Source organism: Caballeronia sp. LP006 (genome assembly GCF_031450995.1).
Taxonomy (GTDB): domain Bacteria; phylum Pseudomonadota; class Gammaproteobacteria; order Burkholderiales; family Burkholderiaceae; genus Caballeronia.
Genome location: NZ_JARTVW010000003.1, coordinates 1,050,413 through 1,066,862 on the forward strand (window position 1 = coordinate 1,050,413; position 16,450 = coordinate 1,066,862).

13 protein-coding genes are annotated in these 16,450 nt (G+C 59.1%); 6 read left to right on the forward strand and 7 right to left on the reverse strand.

The window, feature by feature from the left end:
* Positions 1-3: 3 nt before the first annotated feature.
* Together P9250_RS09410 and P9250_RS09415 are read left to right on the forward strand one after the other, a co-directional pair.
* Entirely contained in the window at positions 4-1,185 is a 1,182-nt protein-coding gene (locus tag P9250_RS09410) for a glycosyltransferase family 4 protein (RefSeq protein WP_310392584.1), read from the forward strand.
* Positions 1,182-2,402 (forward strand): glycosyltransferase, encoded by a 1,221-nt coding sequence (locus P9250_RS09415; RefSeq protein ID WP_310392587.1) that lies wholly within the window; start codon positions 1,182-1,184, stop codon positions 2,400-2,402. Before P9250_RS09410 ends, P9250_RS09415 begins: the two co-directional genes overlap by 4 nt.
* 31 nt (positions 2,403-2,433) lie before the next feature.
* Here the strand turns inward: P9250_RS09415 and P9250_RS09420 are convergent, their stop codons facing one another.
* The 3 genes from P9250_RS09420 to P9250_RS09430 form a co-directional block, all read right to left on the reverse strand.
* Positions 2,434-2,643 (reverse strand): hypothetical protein, encoded by a 210-nt coding sequence (locus P9250_RS09420; RefSeq protein WP_250510706.1) that lies wholly within the window; start codon positions 2,641-2,643, stop codon positions 2,434-2,436.
* Between the two features lie 215 nt (positions 2,644-2,858).
* Positions 2,859-4,010: a hypothetical protein gene (locus tag P9250_RS09425; RefSeq protein WP_250494123.1), complete on the reverse strand. Its 1,152-nt coding sequence runs from the start codon at positions 4,008-4,010 to the stop codon at positions 2,859-2,861.
* 615 nt (positions 4,011-4,625) lie between these two features.
* Positions 4,626-5,771 carry a GNAT family N-acetyltransferase gene (locus P9250_RS09430; protein ID WP_310392590.1) on the reverse strand — a complete coding sequence of 382 codons (1,146 nt, stop codon included), beginning with the start codon at positions 5,769-5,771 and terminating at the stop codon, positions 4,626-4,628.
* A gap of 525 nt (positions 5,772-6,296) precedes the next feature.
* Here P9250_RS09430 and P9250_RS09435 point away from each other — a divergent pair.
* Positions 6,297-7,259, forward strand: coding sequence for a GNAT family N-acetyltransferase (locus P9250_RS09435; RefSeq protein WP_244830144.1), 963 nt, complete (start codon positions 6,297-6,299; stop codon positions 7,257-7,259).
* 42 nt (positions 7,260-7,301) lie between these two features.
* On the opposite strand, the gene P9250_RS09440 is transcribed toward P9250_RS09435, so the two are convergent.
* Both P9250_RS09440 and P9250_RS09445 read right to left on the reverse strand, forming a co-directional pair.
* The gene (locus P9250_RS09440) at positions 7,302-8,384 is read right to left on the reverse strand and encodes an EpsG family protein (protein ID WP_310392592.1); all 1,083 of its coding nucleotides are present in this window, start codon (positions 8,382-8,384) and stop codon (positions 7,302-7,304) included.
* 105 nt (positions 8,385-8,489) lie between these two features.
* Positions 8,490-9,545, reverse strand: a complete 1,056-nt coding sequence (locus tag P9250_RS09445; protein ID WP_310392594.1) for a hypothetical protein — start codon at positions 9,543-9,545, stop codon at positions 8,490-8,492.
* Positions 9,546-10,204: 659 nt separating this feature from the next.
* On the opposite strand from P9250_RS09445, the gene P9250_RS09450 reads away from it, so the two are divergent.
* Entirely contained in the window at positions 10,205-11,329 is a 1,125-nt protein-coding gene (locus tag P9250_RS09450) for a glycosyltransferase (protein WP_309958392.1), read from the forward strand.
* Here the strand turns inward: P9250_RS09450 and P9250_RS09455 are convergent, their stop codons facing one another.
* Together P9250_RS09455 and P9250_RS09460 are read right to left on the reverse strand one after the other, a co-directional pair.
* Positions 11,330-12,352 (reverse strand): polysaccharide deacetylase family protein, encoded by a 1,023-nt coding sequence (locus P9250_RS09455; protein ID WP_409014851.1) that lies wholly within the window; start codon positions 12,350-12,352, stop codon positions 11,330-11,332.
* Between the two features lie 169 nt (positions 12,353-12,521).
* Entirely contained in the window at positions 12,522-14,336 is a 1,815-nt protein-coding gene (locus tag P9250_RS09460) for a DNA-binding protein (protein WP_310392596.1), read from the reverse strand.
* 200 nt (positions 14,337-14,536) lie between these two features.
* Between P9250_RS09460 and P9250_RS09465 the strand changes: the two genes are divergently transcribed.
* Both P9250_RS09465 and P9250_RS09470 read left to right on the forward strand, forming a co-directional pair.
* Positions 14,537-15,412, forward strand: coding sequence for a GNAT family N-acetyltransferase (locus P9250_RS09465; protein ID WP_310392598.1), 876 nt, complete (start codon positions 14,537-14,539; stop codon positions 15,410-15,412).
* Positions 15,413-15,417: 5 nt separating this feature from the next.
* Positions 15,418-16,344, forward strand: a complete 927-nt coding sequence (locus P9250_RS09470) for a glyoxylate/hydroxypyruvate reductase A (RefSeq protein ID WP_310392600.1) — start codon at positions 15,418-15,420, stop codon at positions 16,342-16,344.
* Positions 16,345-16,450: the final 106 nt, after the last annotated feature.

A 16,450-nucleotide genomic window follows, 5' to 3' on the forward strand; every position in this document is an offset into this window, starting at 1 on the left:
GCGATGAACAAGGTCATTCTCTTTGCGAATACCGACTGGTACCTCTACAACTTTCGTCTTTCGCTTGCCAATCGACTTCGCGATCTCGGGCATGAAGTCATATTGCTCTCGCCGCCCGGCGAATATGGACCGCGCCTGATCGAACTCGGCTTTCGCTGGCATGCGGTGCCAATGGTCCGGCGCAGTCTCAATCCATTGCGCGAACTGAATCTCGTGCTCTGGCTCGCGCGTTTCTTTCGCGCGGAACAGGCTTCGCTCGTGCATGGCTTCACGATCAAGAGCGCGGTCTATGGGTCGCTTGCCGCGAGGCTCGCAGGCGTGCCCGCTCGCGTGAATTCGGTGGCGGGGCTGGGTTACGTTTTCACGAGCCGCGACATGAAAGCGCGCTTTTTACGGCCCGTGGTGCGCCAGGTCCTGCGTCTGGCTCTTGACGGCGAGAACTGTGCGCTGATCCTGCAAAATCCGGACGATGTAGCGATGTTCAAGAGCGCCCGTCTTGCCAATGAACAAGCCATCCACCTCATCAAAGGCTCCGGCGTGAATTGCGCGCGCTTCACGGCGCCTCCCGCCGATGCGCCTCTTTCGCACGCGCCGCTGCGCGTGCTGCTTGCGGCACGCATGCTGTGGGACAAGGGCATTGCCGAATTCATCGAGGCCGCGCGCGTGCTCAAGCGCGAGGGACGCACCATCCGCTTCATTCTTGCGGGGACGCCGGACGCGGGCAATCCCGCTTCGATCGAACAGTCGACGATAGAAGGCTGGTTGAAGGAAGGCCTCGTCGAATGGCGCGGTCATGTCAGCGACATGCCGGGTCTGTTTGCAGAAACGGATGTCATGGCGCTGCCGAGTTATCGCGAAGGCTTGCCAAAGTCCCTTATCGAAGCGGCCGCGTGCGCATTGCCGCTCATCACGACCGATGCACCCGGCTGCCGCGAAGTGGTGAGCCGCAACGGCGAAGACGGGCTCGTGGTGCCGGTGCGCAATGCAACGGCGCTGGCCGACGCCATCCGCCTGCTCGACGACGACCGTCCGCTCGCGCGCAAGCTCGGACTCGCCGCGCGCGAGAAGGCGCTGCGCGAATTCGATGAAGCGATCGTCATCGACAGGACCCTTGCGGTGTATCGCGCGCTCGCGCCCGCGACATCGACGGCGAGTGCGACCGCATCCGTCGAGATCACGCCTTGAAGATCGTTCATGTCATCACCGCATTGCCCGCGGACGGCGCGGAGATGATGCTATATCGACTGATTCGCGCATCGCGCGGCGAAGGCGTCGAGCATGCGGTCATCTCGCTGACGTCCGAAGACACGCTGGCGGCGCGTATTCGTGAGGCAGGCGCCGAAGTGCGCATACTCGGCATGAGCAAGAGTCTGCCGGAGCCGCGCAAGTTAGTGCAGCTCGTGCGCTGGATCGACGAACTCGAACCCGATGTCGTTCAGACCTGGCTTTATCACGGCGATCTGATGGGCGGACTCGCGGTCACGGCCGTGAGAGCATGGCGCAAGAAACGGCTGCCGCTCGCCTGGGGCATTCATCACACGGACCTTCGTTCGAGCGGCAGCAGCCGCATGACGCGCTGGGTGACGCGAGCATGCGCGCTGCTGTCGAACCACGTGCCCGATGCGATCATCTGCTGCGGCGAAGCTGCACGGCGCGCGCATGTCGAAGGCGGTTACTGCGCGAAGAAGATGATCGCGGTTCCAAACGGCTTCGAACTCGATGTCTTCAAGCCCGCGCCAGCGTCTCACATGGCATTACGCGAAAACCACGGCTTCGCTGCGGATGCGCCGGTCGTCGGCATCATGGGCCGGTATCACGCCGTCAAGGACTATCCCAACTTCATCGCGGCAGTGCGGCGTGTGCTGCAAGCGTTGCCGCAGTGCCGCTTCGTGATGGCAGGCAATGGACTCGACGATGACAACCGCGAGCTCGTCGAACTCATTCGCAGTGAAGGCGTGGCACATGCGTGCCGCTTGCTTGGACCGCTTAAGCATCCTGAAGCGCTATTGGCGGGGCTCGATGTCTTCTGTCTTTCGTCACGCAGCGAGGGATTGCCGACCGTCATCGGCGAAGCCATGGCATGCGAGACGCCATGCGTGGCGACCGACGTCGGCGATACCGCGTGGCTCATCGGGGAAACGGGAACCGTCGTGCCGCCTCGAAATGCCGATGCACTGGCGCAGGCGCTCGTCGACATGTTGATGCTGCCGCGGACGCGGCGCGCGGCGCTCGGCGTGGCGGCAAGAGAGCGAATCGACAGGGTTTTTTCGATCGAAGCCAGCTGGCGTCGCTATGAAGACATCTACTTGCGAATCAGCGAACGAAGAGGCTCAGTGGATGAAGCGTCGGCGCCAGTCGCACAGGTGTCGGCGAATGAACGACACATTGGTTCCGGTCAATAACCGCGCACCGGAAGATTTTGCACACGCTTCGTCATTTCGGATGTCCCGAACCCGGCCCGGAATGGCCCGCGCCTTTAGTCTTCAGCTCGCCCGCCTTATGCGAACGTGACCAGATGCTCGTGCGCCCTTGCTCCTCGCGCCGGCGGCGGCGCGAGGGCAGCAGTACGTCGGCAAGCGCGAGCAACGCAAGCGCGACGACAGCGAAGAAGGCGATCGTGCCAATGATGATGGCGAGATCCATTGAATCTCCAGACTTTTCCTGCGTTTTCGGAGATGGCGTTTCGTTACGCCCGATACTTTATTAGAGCACCATCCATGCCAATCGTTTTCGGCATCTCCGTCTAAAAAGCCTGGCATGGTGAAGCGCCGCGCAAAGAAAAATCGGTGCGCCAAGCACCGACACCGGGCGCGCGCTGAACGCGCGCCCTCTTTTCGACATGTTGCCTCGCTAAACGCTTAACGCGTGTAGACCATGTTGGTGACTTCGACCGTCGGACCGGCGTTGTCCCAATCGGTCTTGCTAAAGCCGAGCGCTGAATGCATATAGACCGGCGACGCACTCGTGATATGACCCGTGACCGAATGGCCGTTTAGCGCAAGGCCACCGACTTCGTACGCGACGTGATTGGCGTTGTTGTCGCGATGGTTCGAGATATCGATCGAGACTACCTTGTTCACCGAACCTGGCAAGGCGCCCAGATAAATCAGAATGCCATAGCGGCAGCTGTTCGTCGTTGGGCTGATGATCTTGATGTTCTGCAGCACGGCGTTGTTGTTGTTGGGTTCGATGTCGAGGCCCGCCGAAGGCAACGTGCCGCCGATGTTTTCCCAGGTCGGCGTATCGAACGTGATATTCGCGCCACTCGTGATCGTTGCGCCCTGACGGCGGCAACCGGTCGCGTGGTGCTTCGTAATGTTGACCGTGTTGCTCGGCGTCGTCAGGCTGCGATACGAGTTGCCGATGTAGATGCCGTCGCCCCAGCAGTTGATCGTGGTCGGCGAGGTGATCGTCACGTTGGTCGAACCCGCGATGGAGATGCCCATGCCCTGGCCGCCGTCGTTCGGATCGTTGGTCGCGGAGTTGAGTTCCTTGCTGCCGTCGAGCGAGGCGTTTTCAATCTGCACGTTCTGGGCATCCCAGACGCGCAGGATCTGATAGCTGGCGACGTTGTGCGCGAGCAGCTTGATCGACGCGCCGCTTGCGAAACGCAGGTGTGAGTTCGTGCGCAGGTCGAGGCCGGCCGCATCGATACGGCTCTTGCCGGTGATCAGCAGAATCTTGCCGACTGAACCGTCGATCGCTTTCTGAAGCGCGACGCGGTCGTTGGTAGTGCCATCGCCCTTCACGCCGAAGGACGTGTCGGTGACCGTGCCGGATGTCGTCGCGGCCTGCGTCGACGAAGCGACCGCCGGTGTCGAAGCAGCTTGGGTGCTTGAGGCGGAACTGGTGCCGGACGCACGGCGGCGGCGCTTGGAGACGGAATCAGCGACATCTCCTTCACCGCCGCCACCGCATGCGGAAAGTGCGAGCGATCCGGTGCTGGCCATCACCGCAGTGAGAAACTTGCGACGCGTGAAGATTTGATCGATCTGATCAGCAAATTGCATTGGAGTAACAGGAGTTTTTTTGGTCAAGGACATGAGCTCGAAGTTATCAATGGGCGTCTGACGAACAGATTCGCCGTGTCAGCTTTCGGATTGGATTTTCACGACTCGGATGGCCCTTGGAAGGACCAGCAAACTCGCGCACTCGTCGGAACGGCATTAATTACCTTTAACGAAGTTAATTTCGCTTCTGATAAGGCATTAAATACCGACTACGGATCGTATGATACAGATCGTTGTATGACGAATAGAGACGAATCGTAACTATCTGTAACTGTATAACGGGGACAGGGCCGAATTTTCTGGCTCACGCAACGCGCGATCGCACGTCAGGCGGGAAATGCGCTTTTCTATTGCGCATATAATCAGATGAATAAGCAATTCTCGAATTTATTGCGAAAAACGAATTCTGTCGCAGTGAAACAACGGCTATTTATCAGATTAATGAAGCCAATTATCCCTTAATTGTTTTAATCATCTGATTTGAAATCTTTCGGCAAAATCTCTGATTTTCGTGTTTAGCTTGTTTCCCGCAACGCTGAGCGCACGGAATCACACAGGCTTGATCAATCATTCTCAAACCGCTCTAAGTCGTGAATAGATTTGCTCTGGGCCGTTCTACGCCTGTTCTTTACCCAAGGATTTTTCTGACCGAACGTTCGAACGCCAGATATTAGCGCTCGCTTTCTTAAGCATTCGTTGTGCGCCAGAAATGGCAAATGCCACGCGTCCCCAGTTCGTTTGCGCAAGTTGCAGACTGCAAACCATTGCGGTATTGCCCCGGCTCCAGTACGGCTTGAACGTTTCTGCGCCGATGCCGAGGTCGAAATCCAGACGCTGCTCGATTGCCCACCGAACCCATGCCTCGGTTGAAACCGCGCCGGGTGCGAATGTGCCAAAGCGCTTATCGAAACTCGCAATCAGACCGATCATGCTCTTTGCGCCGAGACCGATCATGTTCACGGCGAGAATCTCGCCATCGAGTTTCAGGACCATGAGCTTTGCACATGCGAGGGGATGACAATGATTCAGCAGCTCGATCAGATAATTGCGGAAGGTTTCCTCCCACAGCCAACTGCCCTTCTTGTCGACGCGTTCGCCCCACTCGCGCTTTCTCGCCAGCATCCAGTCGACCATGCGCGCGTTCTCTTCACGGTCGTGCGGGCCGAGAATACACACCTCGAACTTGCCTTCGCGCTCGAGTCGTTCACGCAACTGGCCGGGTCGCTTGCCCGAAAGCTTGCCCAAGCCAATGACGAATTCTTCCCAACAATTCACTTCCGAAAGTTTAGCCACGGCATAGGGATGTTCCTTGGCGAGCATGATCCCAGGATGCTCCGCAGCGAGCCGATACAACTCGCTTTTGCAATCGACATACGGAAGCAAAACAATATCGCCCTTCCCTAGGTCACGCGCCGCCTGCCAGATCGATTGCGACAGATCCGGCGATGCATACGCGGGATCGGTCAGCACGGTCGTATAGTCTGCCGATTCAGAGCTAAGTGGCCGAAGCACGTTCCAGAGGCGATTGCGCGAACGCACGAGCGGCCAAATGGCAACGATACGTTCCTCGCGCCGCGCAGTAATGATGCAAAGTGACCGTCCCGCAGGTTTGGCGACATGACGCCAAACCAATGAGCAGACCGCAAACGATTCATGATGCCGCCCGTCAGCGAGCGTCCACAGCTCATCCCATTCTTTATGCAGCGCTTCGAATTCGTCAGGACTTTTAATCAGATCGATCACATATTTTGCCGTATTCATCGGGCAGCTCCGGCATCGTTATTCGAGGTTCGCTTGATCATGGATCTGCAACCGCACAAGCGTGCCCTCATAGCGCGCACTTAAGCACAAGCTTGGCTCTCCTTCGTCTCAAGATCTTGCATCGAATAGCAAACTGCCCAACGTGCGATGGCGTACAGTGGTGCATGCGATTGGTCTTTACGCTCCAGTAAGTTCCTATACAGGGTCGCGCAGGAGACGGCGCGACTTCGTCTCGATAGAACGCACATCCTCATGCTGTCACCGGTCCGCGACAAGCGGCCTGCAACACGGCGCTTCATCTGCGAGGCGGCCCGGTGCAATCGTCCATCTTTGGCGGCGAACGGGATGATCAAAGCGGCATACACACAAAGCGAACGGCTTTCATGAACCGAGTTGTGAGGGACAATGGATAACGAATGCTATTCAGTAAGCTCTTCACCTATCGAGCCAAGCTCAAAACCGGTTAAAAAGAAAATCAGGGAAAACGTCAAGAACGATTCGAGCACCACTAAAGCAGAAGGCATCGTGGAGCGCTCCATCTTTCATGAGCCCTGGTGGCTTGAAGCGGCGACCGACGGTAAATGGGGCATTGCTGAAGTAAAGCAGGGCGATGTCGTCATTGGGGAAATGCCTTATATGTTCGAGCGTAAAGGCATCTGGCGCATATCCGTGCTGCCGCCTTTGACGCGCACGCTTGGCCCTGTCATCAAACCGCAACGTTTAGGTAGTGGCGAGCGCGAATGGTGTTATCGAATGGACATCACGAATCAGCTCGTCTCGAAGATTCCGGCGTGTGCGCATTTTCATCAATTGATGGACACGCGTATGTCGCAAGCCGAAGCTATTGCATTTTCGCTGCATGGCTTCGATGTCTCCATAGGCTATACGCTCGAGTTGCCGGCTGATCGAAGCGAAGCCGAGGCATGGTCGGCGCTGCGGCGCAATACACGCAATTGGCTGCGTCGCGCCACCGAACGGCTTACCGTGCGCGAAATAAACAGCCCCGACGCCTTCACGGATTTCTACGACGCCAACCTCGCCGTGCGCAAACGCAATAACGTGTACGGCTCGCAGATCATGCGCCGCGTGCTCGGCGAAGTCATCAAGCGCAATGCAGGTGTCATGCTTGGCGCATTCGACGAGAACGGCCAACTCGTCGCCGAGACCGCACTCGTGTGGGATACGCGTGCCGTGTATTACCTGCTGTCATCGCGCGCGGCGGATGCACACGGCGGCGCAATAAGTCTTCTGATTTGGGAAGGCGCGCGCGTGGCGCGAGAACGCAAACTCATTTTTGATTTCGACGGCATTTCCACCGCTACCATTCTCGACTTTCTATCGGGCTTCGGAGGACGCCTTGTAACGCGCTATGAAATTGAACGCATGCGCGCGGATTACGGCGCCCTGCGCACCGTACTAAGAGGCGAGAAGATGGCAATCCGCACTGGCGCGCGACGCTTGCGCAAGGCAACGCTCGATAAAACGTGAATCATGCAGGCGAATGACCGCGCCATTGCTTGCCATGTGCGGTCATAAGCCGAGGAAATACGCGTACACGCCCTCGTAATAGCTCTTGATGATTTCCGCAGTCAGCACCAGCAATATTCCCACGGTCCACCAGCTTACGAAGCGATTCTTGAAGCGCGTCTGCCCGACGAGAAACGGCAGTAGCAAGGGCACGCAATACCATACGCGCCCTTTGCCGAAGGGAAACAGCAGGAAGGCAAGCACCAGATAAAGCACGAGGGCGACGTCCATGAAACAGATGTCGCGCCATGCCTGAGCCTTGCCCGCCTGCTTCGTTTTCCATTCCGTATAAAGCATGACAAGTGCCGCCGTCATATAAATCACGAGGAGAATCACCAGTTTGATGGTGAAATCGTTCTGGTAGCCCGCATATTCGTCGATACGACGGCCGCCAAAGTTCTTGAAGAGAAAGCCCGCCGACGAAACCAGCACGACCGCCACCGCCGAAGCGCTTCCCAACGCGAGCCATCTGCGATTGCCCCATGGACGCATCGCGATAAGCAGGAGCGCGGGCACCGCGAACGTGGTGTGAATAAAACTCGCGAGCAGCCATCCCGTTACGGGTCTTTGATAGCGCAAAGACACGAGCATGGCGATAGAGAACGCCATCCCCTGGCGAATCTGAAATAGTCCGACAGTGGCGAGCGCCATCGGCACGACACACCAGAGCACGAGACCCAGCAATGGCCGGCGTACTTCCAGAAGCGCAATGAAGATCAGCGCGTTGAGCAGCACCACCGTGAGTCGCACACCGGCATCGGGTGTCAAGCCCAATGCGTTCAAAGCGACGACCCAAGCGCGCCAACCGAATTCCTCGGTGATCGTGCTGATGACGAAACTAACCGTTGATTTGCGTTCCTCGTAAGTATTGAGGAACCAGTCCCACGTAGTCTTGCGGAAGTATTCGAGGTAATTGTCCTGATCGAGCAACGTCGGCACATTGCGTACGCCCGTCGCCATCACATACAGGACGACGAGCGCGAGAATGATGAACAGCAAGCCATTCGGCGTCGCCAGATAGGAATGAGCACGCGCGCGAGGACGGGAAGGAGAAACGCTTCGCGCTTCCATTGCTCTTGCTCTCATCTAGGAATTCCCTTGCTAGCGCGATTCTGATGATATTGGCGATAACCCGCTGAGGGTGTCGTGAGTACATGCGACCCGTCTGTACGTTGTCGCACAGCATGTGGCTTAACGGATGAGGCGTAACCCGGACACGACGATAGCCGGCCCGCGCTTATCGTAGTCGACGCTTTCGACTGAGGCTAGCCGCGAATTCACCCATACCGGCGAGACATTCGTCACGCTACCTTTCACCGTCCATCCTTTAGTGTCGAGACCGGATACGCTAAAGGCATTGTCGGAAGAAGATTCATCGCGCTGTCCGCTTATTTCTATGCTTACGGTCTTAGGCTTGGGGCCGGGCAATTCCGCGAGATAAACGAGAATGCCGATACTGCATCGGCGCGTAAGCGGATCGACAATGCGAATGTCTTCGAGCACGTCTCGATTGGAGTTCGGTTCGATATCGATGCCTGCCGAAGGCGCTGTTCCACCGATGTCTTCCCACACACCACGTTCGATCAGCACGTTCATTCCACTGATGAGCGACGCACCCTGACGCCGGCACGCACGCGCATGATGATCGCGGACGACAATATTGCGGGATCGTCGCGTCGCCCGTTCATAACTATTGGCGATATAAAGGCCATCGCCCCAACAGCCGATCGTCGTGGCCGAGTTTATCGTGACATCGGTGCTCCCCGCGATAGAAATGCCCATACCGTAGCCACCGTCGTGTGTTTCGGGCGGCGCTGCGTTGAGCTCCTTGCTGCCATCCAGCGTCGCATTTTCCAGCAGCACGTTATCCGCATCCCAGATACGGATCATCTGATAAGAAGGCGTGTTGTGAGGCAACAGCTTGATCGATGCGCCATCCGCAAAACGCAGATGCGTACTACTGTGCAAATCCAGACCTCGCGTATCCATTCGACACCGACCTTCTATCAACAAGGTCTTGCCGACGGTACTGTCTATCGCGGCTTGAAGACGCGCGCGGTCATTGCTTTTACCGTCGCCTATCACACCGAACGTGCTTGCCCGTATAAGCTCAGTCGAATCATTTGTTTGCGCATGCGCGCGATGCGGCGCAAGGGTTTGCACCAATGCGCACGATGCAAAAACCTTTAATGCAGTTCTTCTATCGAGCATATCGTAATGGTCTAACGCGTTGAACAAAGCATTCACGGGATGGACCCGCATCGCGACTTACATCTTCGACTCTGAAGACCTTTAGGTCTATTGTCACGCCTGACGCGCGTCTTAGCGGTGGCCAATGAAGCGCTCCGATCCAAAGGTTTTCATCGGACGAGAGATCTTTGACGACCTTGCACGCGGGTCATGCCGGCCGCTATTTCATTCGTTGCTAGTCCAATTGAAAGCCAAGCTGCTTCGCTCGTATCAACGATCAGTGTCAGCATTTCGCTAACGCTTTGCCACAGGCTTGACTCGATAACGTTCAACAATGCTTAGAGCACAAAAGTCGTCTTCGAAGCGCTAGCAAATTTGAATCGATACGCGGTCTAGCCCACATTTCATCTTCAAAAAAAGATGCTCACTTCGCTGCACTCCGCGAGATGATATTTGGACTCCGAAAGGCATTTAATGATGGGGGTTTCCCTAATTAATCAGTAAATACGGCAAAAAGCAAATGGCTTGATGAAATAGCCGTTAGCCGTAAGCGCGATGTACCGCCTTGTCATCTCATTCCGTTGCTGTTCGTTTTTCAGTTTCGTCGATGTTGCGCCGCTTACTTCCTGGACTATCTGCATGCTTCGGTCTCGCCGAACGATAGTTCGTCCTCACTGAAATTAACGACCGTCCGCGTTTAAGACGAGCATAAGACAATGCTAAACCTCGCTCTCGGTTGCCTGACTTCGTTTTGTCTGACTCTTTGGATCGTGCGTTATGCGAGTCATGCGGGATCGCATTTACTCGACACCGACCTCAATGGAGTGCAGAAGAATCATGCGGTCCCCGTGCCACGCGTGGGCGGTGCGGCCATCGTCGGCGGAACGGCAATCACGTTCATGATGGGCGGCCTATTCGGTGCGAATCCACGAGGCGAGTCGATGCTGTTGTTGGCGTGCGCCGCTTTACCGTTCCTGGCCGGCTGTCTCGAAGACCTGACCAAGCATGTAAGCCCGCGTGCGCGTCTGCTCGCGGCCATGGCAGGGTCGATCGGTGGCGTCTATGCGTTGCATGCGGTATTGGTTCGCGTGGATCTGCCGGTGGTCGATCACGGGCTTCAACTCATGCCGCTTGCGGTCGGCCTCACCGTGCTGACCGTGTCGGGGCTCACGAACGCAATCAATCTCATTGACGGCATGAATGGCCTCGCATCGGTCTCGTCCATCCTGATCTTCGCTTCGATAGGTTTCGTCGCGCATCAAGTCGGCGACTGGCTGGTCATGAGCGTCGCGTTGACCATGATCGGCACCATCCTTGGCTTCGTCGTATGGAATTATCCAGGCGCCCACATTTTCCTGGGCGATGGCGGTGCATACTTTATCGGCTTCGTCATGGCCGAATTGCTCGTGCTGCTGATCGCGCGGCATCCTTCCGTGTCGGCGTGGTATGCGGCGGTCGTCGCCATCTATCCGCTCTTCGAAACCGTGTTCTCGATCTATCGCCGCAAGTTCGTGCGAGGCCGACCCGTGAGCGAACCGGATGGCGTGCACCTTCACACGCTCATTTACAAGCGTATTGCACTCAAAGGATCGGACTATAGCGATGTGCGTCAGCGCGCGCGCCGCAATGGCCGCACATCGCCTTATCTGTGGGTGTTGTGCGCCGTGGGCGTCGCGCCCGCAACGGTGTTCTGGGACCGGCCGCTTGCGCTTTTCGTCACCGGCGCGATGTTCGTCGCGGTCTACGTATGGTTCTATGCAAGCATCGTGCGTTTCAGGACGCCGCGTTTTCTCACCGCGCATTCGGCGATTGCTCCGACCGCCTCCGAAACCCGCCGTTGATTACGCAGGCTCGGCGGCAGGCAAGCTTGTTTGATCGACCAATCGCGTGGCCGCCAGCTCGCTAAGCTCCTCCATGTTGAGCGAAGCGAAGCCGTGGCGTTCGCGCAGCAGAACATAGTGCTCGACAATGCGCTCAAGAAACGCGATGTTCTGCGCAGTATTGCGGCCGAAGTTATGCGGATGCCACCAGAGGTGATAAAGGCGCTTGTTGAGCGCCGCATCGGTCATGGCATTTTTTATTCGTCCAAGGCGCAAGCCATCGAGCATTGCCCATTTGCTTGAATAAGGCCTCAGAAAACTGCTTGCCGGAAAATTGAAAGGCGCGCTTTCGAAGCATGATTCGAGCGCATGGGTATTGTGTCCGGACACGTTCATATAAGCATCGAGCAAACGCGTTGCGCGGCGCAGATAGCCTTGCCCTGCCTTGTCGGAGGCCGCATAAGCGTGACCGCCTTGTGTTCCGCGATAACACACGATGCCATGCCGCGCGAGCGCCGCAAGGTAGTCTTCATTGCACTGGTTGCGCGGAAATACGATGCTCTTCAACCGCAAGCCTGCGCGCCTGGCAACCTCCGTGGCGCATTCGATATCCGCTTCGAATTCGCGCAAGCCCTGACCTTGTTCTAGACAGTAGTAATGCGAATAGGTGTGCGTGCCGATAGCCTGACCAGGCTGCTCCGCAATGCGTTCGACGAGTTCGGGCGCGAAGTGATAAAGCGGATCGAGCGCCTGGCCTGCATCGATATATTCATAAGGGGAAATGCCTGCGCGCACGTAATTCGGCCGCAGGGAAGGCGGCGGTAAAGCCGCGCGAAGTTCATCCGCATTGCGATGAAAAAGAAAGCCTACCGTGGCCCATGTCGCGTGAATGCCGTTTGCGGCAAAGACATCGAGCATGCGCGGAATGGCCTCGCGCACGCCGCGCAGGTTCGCGCCATAGCTCTCGATGGTACGCGTCTCGCGCACGCCCCAGAGCAATTCGAAGTCAAGCGAGACCGTGAACACCCCATGGTCGAATGTCATGAAGCGGCTTTTCGTCGTGGAAGAGAAATGAATCAGGCGAACGATGCTTGATGCATGCGCATGTTCGCTGATTTCCCCGCCGACGATGGTGGGCTACCGCACTTAGACGAAGCGGGCCATCGACGATGGCCCGCTTGACGTTCTCACTCGAGTCCCGCTTGATTAACGCCTACTCTTCGATCTTCGAAATCGCCGAAGTAGCCGGGTCATAACGATAGCCCTTCTGCGCAAGCTGCTGGACCATCTTGTCGCCGATCACCCTTTGCTGCGCTTCACGCAACACGAGTTCATGGTCCGGCTTGAGCCGTTCGAGTTCCAGCGCAAGCCGGCGCATGAGCGCGACTTCGCCGGTGCTGCGTGCATCGATGAAGAGCAGTTTCTCGTTCGCGCCGTCGAGCCGCTGCTTCAGGTCCTTGGCATAACTGACCCATTCTTCGGCCTGCGTGCGCAGCTTGTCGTAGGCCTTCGTATGATCCTTGGCTTGTGTCGTGATCTGCCGTTGCAAAGCGGCGATCTCGCCTTCCACCGCGACGCCGCGTGCCTCGAGTTCCATGCGCTGCGAGGCGTGAGTGCTTCTTGCATCGGCTTCGCGTTGTTCCTGTTCGGCCAAACGCTCCTGCAGCAATGCCGCCTGCTGTTCGGCATTCTCCGCGCGTTCGCGGGCAGCGGCGGCATCTTGCGCGCGCTGGGCGGCGTCGGCGCTTGCCGCGTCCTTTTGCTCGTTCAACGCGCTGATCTGCGAACGCGCCGCTTCGAGTTCTCGTGCAACACGCTGAAGCTCGCCGGACTGCGCCGTGGCTTCATCGTGCTTGGCCGCGTAAGCCTGTTGCAACTCGTTTAGCGCACCGCGTGCCGCGTCGAGTTCGACTTCGAGTTCCGCGATACGCGCAAAACGCTCGTTCGCTTGCTGCTCGACCGCCGCCACGCGTTCGGCGGTAACGCCCGCTTCATGCGCGTAGCGTTGCGCTTCATCGGATTTCGCCTGGCTTTCATGCTGCAGCGCCTCGGCTCTTTGACGCGCCTCGTCGCGTTGTCGAACAAGGCTGCCAATCTCGTCGTCCTTGCTCGCGACATGCGCGCTCAGCGCTTCATGCGCCTGCCGCACGTCGTCGCGCTCGCTCACGAAGCGCGCGATCTCCTCGTCCTTTTGCGAGACGGCCGCGTGCAAGGCATCGTTGTGCTCCTGGACGATGCGCGCGATCTCCTCGTGCTTGCCGACTGTCGCCGCGTTCAACGCGTCGTCGCGTTCGCGGACGATTCGCGCAATCTCGTCGTCCTTCGCCGCGACGGATGCCGTGAGCGCCTCATGCGCATGGCGCGCTTCGTCCCGCTCCCGCGCAATTCGGGCGAGCTCGTCATCCTTATCCGAGATCGACGCGGCCAACGCTTCCTGCGAACGCTGCGCTTCCTCGAAGGAGGCGATCGCCGCTGCAAGCCTGCCCTGCTCCATCGATTCCCGCTGCGTCAGTTCCTCGACGCGCCGTTCGGCGGTCTCGGCGCGGGCGCTCACGTCGGCAAGCGCACTGCGCAGATGTTCGACCGTCTGTTCCGAAGCCTGTAACGCCTGCGCCAGATTGTTGCGCTGCTGGCGCTCGCGGTCGGCTTCCTCGTCGGCCTGCTGGAAACCGGCGAGCGCTTCGTCGCGTTCCGCGAGCGTGGCCGTAAGCCGCTGATCCAGCGTGCGTAATTGCGGTTGGAAGCGTTGCCCGGCCTGCTGATGCGCGCCCGCCCAAAGCTGATGCGCCGCGTTCAGAAGCGTCTCGGCGACGCCTTGCGGCAAGCTCGCTTCGTCGTCGACGGGTGTGGGCGCGGCTTGCGGCTCCTGTGCCGCTTTCCAGCGCTGCAACGCGTTTGCCACCTCGATGATGGAACCGCTGCGGATTTCGTTCCAGACGGTCAATGGCGACAACTCGCGGCCTTCTCCGCTCAACCGTTGCGCGATCGATGCGACCTGTTGATCCGTAATGGTGCTTGACTCTGACATGTGCCCCTCAACACTGTATTTGCCTGATAAAACATCGACTGGCGTAACGTTACTACGTTCGCCGCGAGATCCGTCATTTTCCGTGCACGGCGCGGTGCCTGCCATCGCGCGAAGCCGCGTTCGCGGCGCAGCAGGATCGTCCTAGCCCGGGTCGTTCGCGGCTGTCAAAGTAGCATGCGTCCCCGTCCCTGGAGTGCGCCGTGTCCGTTGCCGAAATACGCTCAACCATTCTGTACCGACCCTTCGAAGCCCGCGACATCGACGCCGCGCATGCGCTGTCGGTCGAAGTGAAATGGCCGCACCGCGCCGACGACTGGCGCTTCGTTCTCGACGCTGGCGCCGGCTTCATCGCGCAGGAAGGCGAGCGCGTGGTCGGCACAGCCCTCTACTGGAAGTTCGGCGAGGATGCCGGCTCGCTCGGCATGGTCATCGTCGCGCCCGACCGGCAAGGGCACGGCATCGGGCGAAAGCTGATGGAACTGCTGCTCGATGCGCTCGGCTCCCGCGTCACCCTCCTGCACGCAACGCCCGCCGGACAGCCGCTCTACGCCAAGCTCGGTTTCGAGCCAATCGGCACCTTGCATCAACATCAATCGGCCGATTTTCGCGCGCCTGCCATTTTGCTGCAGGCCGGTGAAGGCCTGCGTCCGCTCGAATCCGCCGATACGCCGCGTCTCGCCGAACTGGCATCGCGCGCGGCCGGTGTGGATCGCGGCGCGATTCTGCAGCAACTGCTCGGCGTGGCGCAAGGCGTCGCGCTGGAATCCGGCGGCGAGATCGTCGGCTTCGCGCTGATGCGGCCATTCGGGCGCGGCCACGCCATCGGTCCGGTCATCGCCACGGGCGAAGGTCAGGAACGGTTGCAGCGCGCGCAGGCGCTGGTTGCACATTGGCTTGCCGCCAACGAAGGCGCCTTTACCCGCATGGATACGCCGGGCGACAGCGGCCTCACGCCGTGGCTCGAAGAACTGGGACTCAGGCAGGTCGATGCGGTCGTCAAGATGGCGCGCAATGGTGCGCCGCGGCCGGACGCGTCTGTGGGCCAGTTCGGCATCGTCAATCAGGCAGTGGGTTGAATACGATGGCTCTTCTCTATAAGGCCGACCCCGAGCGCGGCAGACAGTGGGCGCAGCTTTTCGCCAGCAAGGCGCCCGAGACACCGTTTCGCCTGTGGCCGGATATCGGCGATGCCGCGTCCATCCGCTATCTGGCCGCATGGCAACCGCCCGCCGACCTCACGCGCGCGCTGCCGAATCTCGAAGTGATCTTCTCGGTGGGCGCGGGCATCGACCAGTTCGATCTGTCCGCCGTGCCGTCCAGCATCGCCGTGGTGCGGATGGTCGAGCCGGGCATCGTCGAGGGCATGGTCGAATACGTGACGCAGGCGGTGCTCACCGTGCATCGCGATCTCTTCGAATACGTGGCGCAGCAACGCGAACGCGTATGGCGCGCAATGCCGGTGCGCGCGGCATCCACGCGGCGTGTCGGCGTGCTGGGCCTCGGCATGCTCGGCACGGCCGTGCTGAAACAGTTGCACCGTTTCGGCTTTGCGTGCGCGGGCTGGAGCCGCTCGGCGCATGAACTGGAAGGCATCGAATGTCATGCGGGTGTCGAGTCGCTCGATGCCTTCCTCGCCCGCACCGATGTGCTCGTGTGCCTCTTGCCGCTCACCGACTCCACGCGCGGCCTGCTGAATAAGCGCGTGTTCGCCGCGCTGCCGCCAGGCGCGTCGTTCATCAACGTCGGGCGCGGTCCGCAAGTGAATCAGGACGATTTGCTCGATGCGCTCGATAGCGGCCATCTGCACGCCGCCATTCTCGATGTCACCGATCCCGAGCCTTTGCCCGACACGCATCCGTTCTGGACGCATCCGCGCGTGCGTCTGACGCCGCATATCGCGAGCGCGACGCGGCCGGAAACAGCGGTGGACGTGGTGCTCGACAATTTGCGCCGGCATCGCGAAGGGCAGCCGATGATCGGTCAGATAGACCGCAGCCGGGGCTACTGAGGCGCCTCAGCACAAAATGCTGCGCACGCCCCGCAAAACGCCGCATATTTGCTTTTCCGCGATTTATTTGGCGATGCGCCCGACGGCGCTCCCCCGATAGTATGGA

Excerpts from the sequence above, each read along its gene's own strand:
- P9250_RS09450 (WP_309958392.1), top strand. The coding sequence starts at position 10,205 with ATGCTAAACCTCGCTCTCGGTTGCCTGACTTCGTTTTGTCTGACTCTT.
- P9250_RS09430 (WP_310392590.1), bottom strand. The coding sequence starts at position 5,771 with ATGAATACGGCAAAATATGTGATCGATCTGATTAAAAGTCCTGACGAA.
- P9250_RS09425 (WP_250494123.1), bottom strand. The coding sequence starts at position 4,010 with ATGCAATTTGCTGATCAGATCGATCAAATCTTCACGCGTCGCAAGTTT.
- P9250_RS09460 (WP_310392596.1), bottom strand. The coding sequence starts at position 14,336 with ATGTCAGAGTCAAGCACCATTACGGATCAACAGGTCGCATCGATCGCG.
- P9250_RS09410 (WP_310392584.1), top strand. The coding sequence starts at position 4 with ATGAACAAGGTCATTCTCTTTGCGAATACCGACTGGTACCTCTACAAC.
- P9250_RS09455 (WP_409014851.1), bottom strand. The coding sequence starts at position 12,352 with ATGACATTCGACCATGGGGTGTTCACGGTCTCGCTTGACTTCGAATTG.
- P9250_RS09470 (WP_310392600.1), top strand. The coding sequence starts at position 15,418 with ATGGCTCTTCTCTATAAGGCCGACCCCGAGCGCGGCAGACAGTGGGCG.
- P9250_RS09440 (WP_310392592.1), bottom strand. The coding sequence starts at position 8,384 with ATGAGAGCAAGAGCAATGGAAGCGCGAAGCGTTTCTCCTTCCCGTCCT.
- P9250_RS09420 (WP_250510706.1), bottom strand. The coding sequence starts at position 2,643 with ATGGATCTCGCCATCATCATTGGCACGATCGCCTTCTTCGCTGTCGTC.